The organism is Porphyromonas somerae DSM 23386, assembly GCF_000372405.1.
Classification (GTDB): domain Bacteria; phylum Bacteroidota; class Bacteroidia; order Bacteroidales; family Porphyromonadaceae; genus Porphyromonas_A; species Porphyromonas_A somerae.
The window spans coordinates 41,067-49,865 of sequence record NZ_AQVC01000015.1 but is presented as its reverse complement, the minus strand read 5'-3'; the positions used below and the strand labels follow the sequence as shown (position 1 = coordinate 49,865).

Genomic DNA, 8,799 nt, shown 5'->3' with positions numbered 1-8,799 from the left:
TAGTGAGTGGACCCTGAAGGATTCGAACCTTCGACCCTCTGCTTGTAAGGCAGATGCTCTAAACCAACTGAGCTAAGGATCCGATATATCTTCTTTTTGCTTTAGCTTTGCAAAGGTACTATAAATATTTCAATCTACCAAAGAAGTCGCCAATGTTTTTTGAGTCACGTAGAATATAAGTTGAATATAAAATGAGAGACACCCTAGACCTAGGTCTAAGGTGTCTCTATGTATTTACAAGTGTCGGATTAAAGATTACTGAAACTTGTATCTGCGGTCTTTAATATCCGACTTCTGGATAATATAGGTAAGTGCCTGTGAGCGAACTATGCCCTTACGCTCAGCATCGAGTAGCCCCTTAGTATCTGCTTCCGTAGCAGGATCCTCAGTACGATTCAGAGCCTTAACGAGGTAGACACTACGCACTCCCTTGAGTGGTTGTAGACTCTCTACTGGAGCATAAGCAGCTGCAGCATTGATAGCTGGCTCGTAGCCGATACCTGCCAATCGTGTAGTATTGAACTTCACCGTGCTGAGGGTGTCGACCTGGCTATGTAGCTGCTCTGCAAAGGCCTCGAGATTGCTGTACTTAGCACCTGTGAGTTGCGCATACATTGCCTCTACCTTCTTCTCGTCACGTACGATATCAGTTACTTGATCCTTTACCATTGCTAGTGGGATCACCTTATCGGTAAATGAAGAGTTGAGACGCACAAATACCCACTTATCTCCACACTCCGTGATATCGCTGACCTCGCCTGGCTTAGCCGACATTGCCCACTTAACTAGCGAACGGCTATTCTCGATGCCCTGAGTAAGCATAGGCTGGTCTGCACTCACCTTAACATTTGGAAGCACCTGATATCCCTTATTGAGTGCCAATGAATCAATATCTTTATCCATATTCTGAGCAATGAAGCTACTGATATCATTGTAGAGAGCAGTCTGTGTCTCATTGCTTGCCACGATATTTCGCTGTGCAAAGGCCACCTTGTACTTAGACACATTGTCCTTAGCTTCGTTTACAAGCACAATATGCTCACCATATTGCGACTTAAATGCAAAGGGCACTCCAACGGTTGCCTTGTAAATAGCATCGCTAAAGTCTTCGCCTAGATATTGAGCTGCAGTGGCCTCATTGAGCCAAGTGATCTCTCCACCATTGGTCTTGGTATTGGTATCGATCGAATAATTAGCAGCCAAAGTGGCAAATTGACTTGGATCGGCTTTCAATACAGTGAGAAGGCTATCCACAGTTGGCTGACCAGCTTGTGCAGGTGCCAGCATGATGTGGCTTACTCTCAGCATCTCTGGCGAAACCTTCTTATCCAATAGTTTTGCCACACTTACAGACTGTCCAAGGTCATAAACCTGAGAAACCTCTCCTACTGGAGCCGACTCAAGGAACGCAGCAAAGTCAGCAGGGAAGATAGGATTATTAAATTCACCAATTGGAAGATAGTAATCAACGTACTTCACATCAGAGTAGTCCTCCAAAACGTTGGCTGGGTTCTCGCCCGCCTTAAGTGCCTTCTCCGCCTCGGCAATATCACTCTTCGCCGACTCCACATCGCTAGCCGATGGAGTAATAGTAGCATAGATCACATCTAGGTCAGCACCGCCATTTTGTGAAGCAAATAGCTCCTTATGGCTATCGTAATAAGCCTTGATATCTGCGTCCGTCACTTGGACATCTGCATCAGGCGCTTGAGCTACGCTTTGCTGTACATACGCGAGGTCCGCCGCTACGCTATTAGCCTTGGTATAGTAGGCTAGCTCTAGCTTGTTGGCTACTACGGCACCCGATATCAGACTAGTGTACTTCTCACCTAGCTTATTAGAGCGAATATCATCCTCTAGCTGTACCCAAATGGCCTTATACTGATCAATAAGTGCCTGCTCTTGAGGAGTGGCTCCCTTTGTCTTGATCTGCTTAAGGAAATTGAGAAGAGCAGCCCTATCAAAGAGCCCCGTCTCGGGATTGGTAAATAGCCCACTCTGTAGGATCATTGGAGATAGATTATCCCCTTGCACTAGGTCAAATGTCTCTGCAGGAGTCACTGTGAGACCAATCTTATCAGCCTCTTCGGAGAGTATTTGCTTGCTCACCATTGTCTGATAGACCATATTGCGTACTTGCTGAGTCTCCGCCTCACTTAGGTTGCGGTTCATCTGCTTGTACTGCTCCATTGTTTGGCTCACTGCCTGCTCATAGTCTTGGATCTTCACCTTATTGCCATTGACGATGAAAGCATCCATCTCGCTGTCGCGATAAAGCGACGAAAACCAATTGCCCACATCCCCAAAGATAAAGGCAAAGAGACCCAAGCCGATGGCTATCACTAGGATGACTGCCCTGCTTCTAATCTTTTCTAATACTGCCATATATATACTAATGTTTGTTTACATGTTCCACATCTATCGTCACCGTTGGTGCACCCTATTTCGAAGTGTACCCATTTGGTTTGCGAAGTTAGCAATTTTTTAGGACTATATCAAATATCCTTTCTTACGAATTTATCTCTACTCCCCCATTCCCTTGATATTATCAATGTCTACTACGGGTTGTTCGAGCTCAGTAAAGGGTAGTTGTCTAGCTAATCGTATGGCCTCCCACTCCTGGGCATACTCATCGTAAATATCCATTCGGAAGTTCTCCGAACCAAGTCGATCCATCGCTGTGAGCACCCTCTTGATCGTAATAGAAGTGATCTCAGAGGCAGGTGCATAGGTAACAGGCTGGCTGGACTTTTTCGACTCTATTGCCACTAGAAGGCGACAGGCAACTAGCTTATCTAGAGTATCTTGCACAATCACTATCGGCAGGTCGGTCTCACCCGCTAGTAGATCGGCACTATACGACTCACCCTCGTGCCTGAAGGCCTTGCATATCTTCTTCATAATGATCAGGGCTACAAGGTCTCTAAAGCGTCGGCTAATGCGCTCACTCTCCTTCCTAAATACATATTGCTTTACATTTTGTATAGCATAGCTCAGCTGTGCCCCAAAGAGGATGATGGTCCACGAGAATTGCATAAAGAGCATCAGTAGGGGGATCGCAGCGACACTTCCGTAGATGCTATTGTACTTAGAAACCCATAACTGCCCCGAGATATAGACCATCTGAAAAATCTGAAAAGCTGCTCCAGCCAAGACCGCCGAAGCAAAAGCGGGTAGAAACTTCACCCGCGTATTGGGGAGTAGCATATAGAGGGCGGTAAGAATCAATATAATCACCACAAAAGGAAGCACCTTCAGTAGCGTGGTGACAACTGGAGTAATACTAATCGTACCAAGTAGCTCAATAGAACTAAGCGAGCCGATAAAGATGTTGGAAAATGAGATGGCAATCAGCGAGATAGGCACGATCACAATGGCGGCAAAGTAGCCAATTAGGCTCTTGCTAATAGAGCGAGAGTCTTTGATCTGCCAAATCTGGTTGAAAACACTTTCCACCGTCAGTAGCATACTAAATACCGTATAGATCAACACAATAAGACCCACAATAATTAGCACACTACTCTGGATCTCAGCTAGGTACGACTCCACAAAATCAAAGGCTGTAGTGAGCTCCATCTGATGGGCTGGGAAAGCATCGTAGAGGGCACGCTGCACCGAGGCCTGCATCCCAAAGCCAGCGGCCACACTAAGGATAATAGCGAGCGTAGGCACCAATGCCAGTAGCGTGGTATAAGTGAGGGCGGAGGACTTCTGGGCCACCGACCCATCGATAAACTCCTTTACTGAGATATAAAGCACCCTTAGGATACGCACGAAAAAGCCCGACACCCCTTTCATCTCGGCGTCATAAAGCCGCCACATATCACTCGTGATAAAATTATAGGCATTGCCAAACCACTTGCCGAGACGATTAAAGACGGAATTTTTTGATTCCCTCTTACTTCTCTCCTCTTGGATCTTTTCCAGCCTTTGGTTGATATCCTCCTCTTGATTTCTCATTCAATACTTCCTATATATATAATGAGTAAAGAAAAAACGTATGAGTCCTCAATAAGCCGGGTTCTGTCTGCCTTCTCCCTAGGGATAAGGCTGCTTGCCATCTATCTAGACCTAGAGTCACCCCTAGGCTCTATCGGTCTACCCCCCAGCATCGGGCGAGCCACCCTACAAGCGCTGGTATACGCGACCTTTCCACCCACAATGCATACTGCAGCTCGATATCACTATCAGCTCGGTGGGCTCTTACCCCACCTTTTCACCCTTACCTGTGAAGTTTGCACTCAGTGCAAAGCCACGTGGCGGTTATTTTCTGTTATGCTCATCTACCTCACGATAGCTTCCCGTTAGGAAGTGTAGTGCTCTTTGTGGCCCAGACTTTCCTCTCGTGTAGCACGCTACACCAGCGGCACGCTTTCGGACTCATACGCTCTTACTCTCTCAGTTTCTCCAAAATAAAAGCTCCTAAAGCCGTTGCAAAGATACCAAATTGTTACGACACCACTTGAACCCATGCGCAGGGGTTACGCATTAGAAATATAAACTTAAGTTACAGCCTTAATATGGATAGCTTGTACTAGACAAGCGAGAAAGGACCTCGGAGAGGTCCTTTCTCAAAGACACCTCCCCAAAAACCATACGGTGATACCTTTCTAATGCGTTACCCCTTGCCACTCCGCCAGGGGTAACCCTGAATAGGTTTAGGGAAAAGTTGATTTCTTGAGTTATTATTGATAACTTTGCGAGTACATTTTTGTTCATAACTTGATAGCCATTAGTTGAATAAATACTGTTGATACTCAAGCTGTAAATAGGATTTTACTCCTAACAATCTATAATAGTATTGAGCAGTATTTTTAGGCCTCCTTATTGCCCCCAATAGATTCTATGATATTCATAGAATAATCAAGGATTTCGCCTAACTAACTAATGGCTATCTCTTTTATCGCTCTGCCCTTTATGCAAAAGGAGGAAACGAGTAAGGGCGGGCACCAATTGGTGCCCGCCCTTATCATTATCAGTCAATAGGAGGGTTACTCCTTATTTCCATCAGCAATAGCCGCTTTGAGGTGCTCAAGGTAAATATTGTTGATCTCCTTATAGTCGCCAAGGCCTTTCATATGTGTCTCTACCTTCCAGCCTTTCTTTTCCAATTGCCACTTCCAGCTCTGGTCTTCATCAGCCTCGCCTTTCTCGTAATCTCCAGCCATATCATTATTAGCGTGGTCACCTACGATGGTCATAAGAGGTTGTAGATGGATTTTCTTATTAGCTACTTTATCCTCTACCATCTTTAGTTCACCAACGAGGTAGTCAAATAGCATTGCTGGATAGTCCACAGTAGCTACATATACATAGCCATGTCCGTAGTTTTCCTTAGCATACTTTTGCATCTCTTGCTCTAGCATCTTATACTTTTGGTTGGCATACTCGTAGTTCTCCTCAGGGTTACCGTGACCCATAAAGGCTACTGCCTCACCCTTCTGGATATGCTCCTTATGATCGTCCACTAGGATCTTAGCTACCTTTTGGATATCCTCTTTAGAGTAGAGAAGAGGGTGACCTAGCACAGCATCATTACGACCTTTTCGATCATCAACCAACTTTACGTTGTACTCCTTCTTCACATAAGCATCCCTTAGAAGTGTAAACTCCTCACCTGGGATAACGTGGAAAGACTGTACATGGACATTCTTGTAGTTCTTCTTCAAGAAGCTTTGCATCCACATTGCAGGTGGAATAAACTCCTTTCCTTGAGCCTGCATACGGTTAATAATAATCCTAGAAGTATAGGAGAGGTAAAGGTCGGTATTGGGGAATTGCTTTTGGAAAAACTCCTTTTGCTTCTCAAAGGTTTGCTGTGGCACGGGATAGGTTGAGCCAAAGGTCACTAGTAGTAGAGCAGTGTCGTGCTTCTTTGGGAAAGCATCGGCTGGGTTTTGTGTGGGAGCTTTTACCTCCTCATCACAGGCAGTAAATGCGATTGCTGTCATAGCTAGAGCGACTAGCGTCAGCACCAAGTTGTAATACTTTTTCATCATTCTTGTAGTTAAAAGGTTATTAGAATATATTATTCATCTCTCTTCTGGTCAAAGCCTATCTTCACCGTAGCGAAGTAGGTACGTCCAGGCGTCTTTGTCCCGAAGTTGAGCCCATAGGGATGGGTCTCCTTGTAGTCAAAGATATTATTTACTCCGAGCGTCAGCTGGAGATTCCACTGCTTCCAATACTTAAATCGGTGGGTAGTGGTGAGGTTCCAAAGTGCAAAGCCAGGGGCATCGCCATAGTAGGCATAGTATCTATCTGTCTGAAGCCTACCATGTAGCCCTGCCACAAGGTCGTAGTGCTTTTTGCGAAGCGTGTAGGTGGCTCCTACCGTCCCCTTATGCTTAGAGGTGCCGTCTATTGGCCGCTCCACGATCACCGGCTTGCCATCGCCCTTTTTGGTGAGCTCCGAATCATACACATGGGTACTGGTATTGGTGAGCGTGTAGCCCATAGAGAGCTTCAGATACTTCACTGGTGCCCACGTCATGGCATACTCCAGCTCCCATATCTTGGCATCCTCAGCATTGATATACTGCATGGCACCATCTAGCTCTCGCCCTTCATCGCTTTGGTATTTAGAAGGCAATGGAACTGGGATTAGGGTAATCATATTATTGAGCTGGTTATAAGAGCCATAAAGGTGCATAGAGAGCTTCTTGCTAGGGTCATAGCTAAAGCCTAGAGAGAAGTAGTCTGATACTTGAGGCTTCAGGTCAGGATTACCCAGATAGACCCTTAGTTTACTCATCATCGTCCGCTGATATTCGTAGTAGATCTCCTTAATGGTTGGAGTTTTGAACCCTCGACCATAGGTACCACGGAGTTGCAACCCACTCTCCCCAAAACGGTATTGCAGAGAGAGCTTTGGAGTGATATGGCTACCAAATGCTTTATGGTACAAATACCTCACGCCACCCGTGACATTAAATAGAGGAGTTACCTGCCACTCATCCTGAGCATAAGCCGAAAGGGTATAGGCCGATCCGGAGCCATTGGGCATACGATTGGGAGCAATCAAATGGTCCACAATCCCCTCCACACCAAAGGTAGCTTGATGGTCCGTGCCAAAGTACATAGAGCCCTTGGCATGAAGTAGGTATTGGCGTTGGTCGCTCTCCAAAGACGACTCTCCAGGCTGATAATAAAATGGCATCGGCACATAATGTAGCCTACCATCATCTAGGACCTCAGGCTGTAAATACTCATCTAGGTAGCGACTGTAATAATCATAGTGGTAGGCGTGTCGGTCAAAGCTAGCTAAGAGATTAAAGGTCTGGTAGGCACTTGGTCGGTAGGTGGTCTCCACGCTTGCTGCCTGGTCATTGTATCTCAGGTTAAACTGTCTCCACCGTGGACCCCCTGGCTTGTGATAAATACGCTTTTTGTAGAGCATACCTGTACCACGCACCTCCCACTGCCTATTGGGTCGCCAAGCGATCTCTTGCTGGATACGATGATTATAAAAGGCACTAGTAGTCTCTGTAGTACTATTTTCGTAAAGCTCCTTCCGGTAAAGCTCCTGCGTGCTATTTTGCCAGCCACTACTCCTATCACCTGAGTATTGGGTCACGCTAGAAAAGGTCTTGTACCCCCACGCAATGGTATTATTCTGCTGCCATTGCCCATACGAACCTAGGCGTGTACTATTGACCACCGAAAGTGGCGTATCAGTATAGTCCTTGGTGATGATATTGATCACACCCGCAATGGCATCCGATCCATACAGCGTAGAGGCTGCTCCTTTGACGATCTCGATCTTCTCTATCATAGAAGCACTAATCTTGCCGAGGTCATTTTGACCACCCACATCGCCATGTAGTCTGCGGCCATTCACCAGCACTAAAATGTAGCTATTGCCTAGCCCGCCAAGAGTGATTCCACTTCCCATACCACTATTCAGAGCATCAAATGAAGGGGATATCGTAGTGAGGATACCATCGAGATTGTGCCCCGAAATACTGATCAAATCTTGCTTCGACACCACCTCTGTACGGACCGGTGCCACCGCACTATAGTGGCGGGTACCAGTACCCGTTACCACCACCTCCTCCAGCTGATCCGAGAGCTGAATAGAATCCTTAGGAAGCGACTGGGCCTCTGCACCTACCCCATAAAGAATACAGCAAAGCAGGCACCCAAACACGCACCATACACTCCACCTTTTACGTGAGCACATAATATAATAACGATAAATAAATACACACGGATACTAGCCTGTTCCTGAGCCAAGAGTATCCATAAAAATACTAGGCAAGTAGGCAGGTCTCCCGACTTAGTCTTATCCCTTTTAATAGAAAAGCCTTCCCAGAGTAAATCCAGTGGCTTCAGAGAATATCTGAAAGGCGGAGGCAACCTACCTCCTCAAGACATTACGGTAGCAGGAACTGTTTTGGATTCTCACCAAATTCCCTATTAAACAGCCACCCATCGTACACAAGTGGCCATACCTATCTGCTTTCTGCAAAGGTACCCAAAAGAAACACAAAAACAATAAAAATTAAGATTTATTTTCCACAACACGCAACACGCCACCCACCAGCAGAAAAAAGAATAGGCGATCACAGCCAAAACTGAGATGCAACTAAGCGATCGACGAGTTGCAACTAAGCAAACGGCGAGTTGCAACAAAGCAAACGCTTAGTTGCAACTAAACTTTTCGCCCGACCACTACCTCCGACTCGTCCGACCTGTCCGACTCGTCCGATTAGGCACTCCCGATTAATCGCCCTATAGTAAGAACCCCTGCTATAAACCATACGGTAAGAACTTTCTCATGCGTCACCCCTAGGTAGA

General features: G+C 46.1%; 4 protein-coding genes, 1 tRNA gene, 1 other RNA gene and 1 riboswitch. All 6 genes read right to left on the bottom strand.

Going from position 1 to position 8,799, the window contains the following annotated elements:
* Positions 1 to 7: 7 nt before the first annotated feature.
* The 6 genes from A3GK_RS0104345 to A3GK_RS0104325 all read right to left on the bottom strand — a co-directional run bounded on the left by A3GK_RS0104345 (position 8) and on the right by A3GK_RS0104325 (position 8,182).
* Positions 8 to 82 (bottom strand) — tRNA-Val (locus A3GK_RS0104345).
* 173 nt (positions 83 to 255) lie between these two features.
* Positions 256 to 2,385: a peptidylprolyl isomerase gene (locus A3GK_RS0104340; protein WP_018028260.1), complete on the bottom strand. Its 2,130-nt coding sequence runs from the start codon at positions 2,383 to 2,385 to the stop codon at positions 256 to 258.
* A gap of 138 nt (positions 2,386 to 2,523) precedes the next feature.
* Positions 2,524 to 3,960: a YihY/virulence factor BrkB family protein gene (locus A3GK_RS0104335; protein ID WP_018028259.1), complete on the bottom strand. Its 1,437-nt coding sequence runs from the start codon at positions 3,958 to 3,960 to the stop codon at positions 2,524 to 2,526.
* A gap of 37 nt (positions 3,961 to 3,997) precedes the next feature.
* Positions 3,998 to 4,383, bottom strand: an RNA gene (gene rnpB, locus A3GK_RS11000) — RNase P RNA component class A.
* A gap of 608 nt (positions 4,384 to 4,991) precedes the next feature.
* On the bottom strand, positions 4,992 to 5,999 hold the full coding sequence (locus A3GK_RS0104330; protein WP_018028258.1) for a sirohydrochlorin cobaltochelatase: 1,008 nt from the start codon (positions 5,997 to 5,999) through the stop codon (positions 4,992 to 4,994).
* Positions 6,000 to 6,028: 29 nt separating this feature from the next.
* On the bottom strand, positions 6,029 to 8,182 hold the full coding sequence (locus tag A3GK_RS0104325) for a TonB-dependent receptor plug domain-containing protein (protein WP_018028257.1): 2,154 nt from the start codon (positions 8,180 to 8,182) through the stop codon (positions 6,029 to 6,031).
* Between the two features lie 64 nt (positions 8,183 to 8,246).
* Positions 8,247 to 8,472: riboswitch (cobalamin riboswitch) on the bottom strand.
* Between the last annotated feature and the right edge of the window lie 327 nt (positions 8,473 to 8,799).

Bases quoted from the DNA above. Each gene is read 5' to 3' on its own strand.
- A3GK_RS0104340 (WP_018028260.1), bottom strand. From the start codon at position 2,385: ATGGCAGTATTAGAAAAGATTAGAAGCAGGGCAGTCATCCTAGTGATA.
- A3GK_RS0104335 (WP_018028259.1), bottom strand. From the start codon at position 3,960: ATGAGAAATCAAGAGGAGGATATCAACCAAAGGCTGGAAAAGATCCAA.
- A3GK_RS0104325 (WP_018028257.1), bottom strand. From the start codon at position 8,182: ATGTGCTCACGTAAAAGGTGGAGTGTATGGTGCGTGTTTGGGTGCCTG.
- A3GK_RS0104330 (WP_018028258.1), bottom strand. From the start codon at position 5,999: ATGATGAAAAAGTATTACAACTTGGTGCTGACGCTAGTCGCTCTAGCT.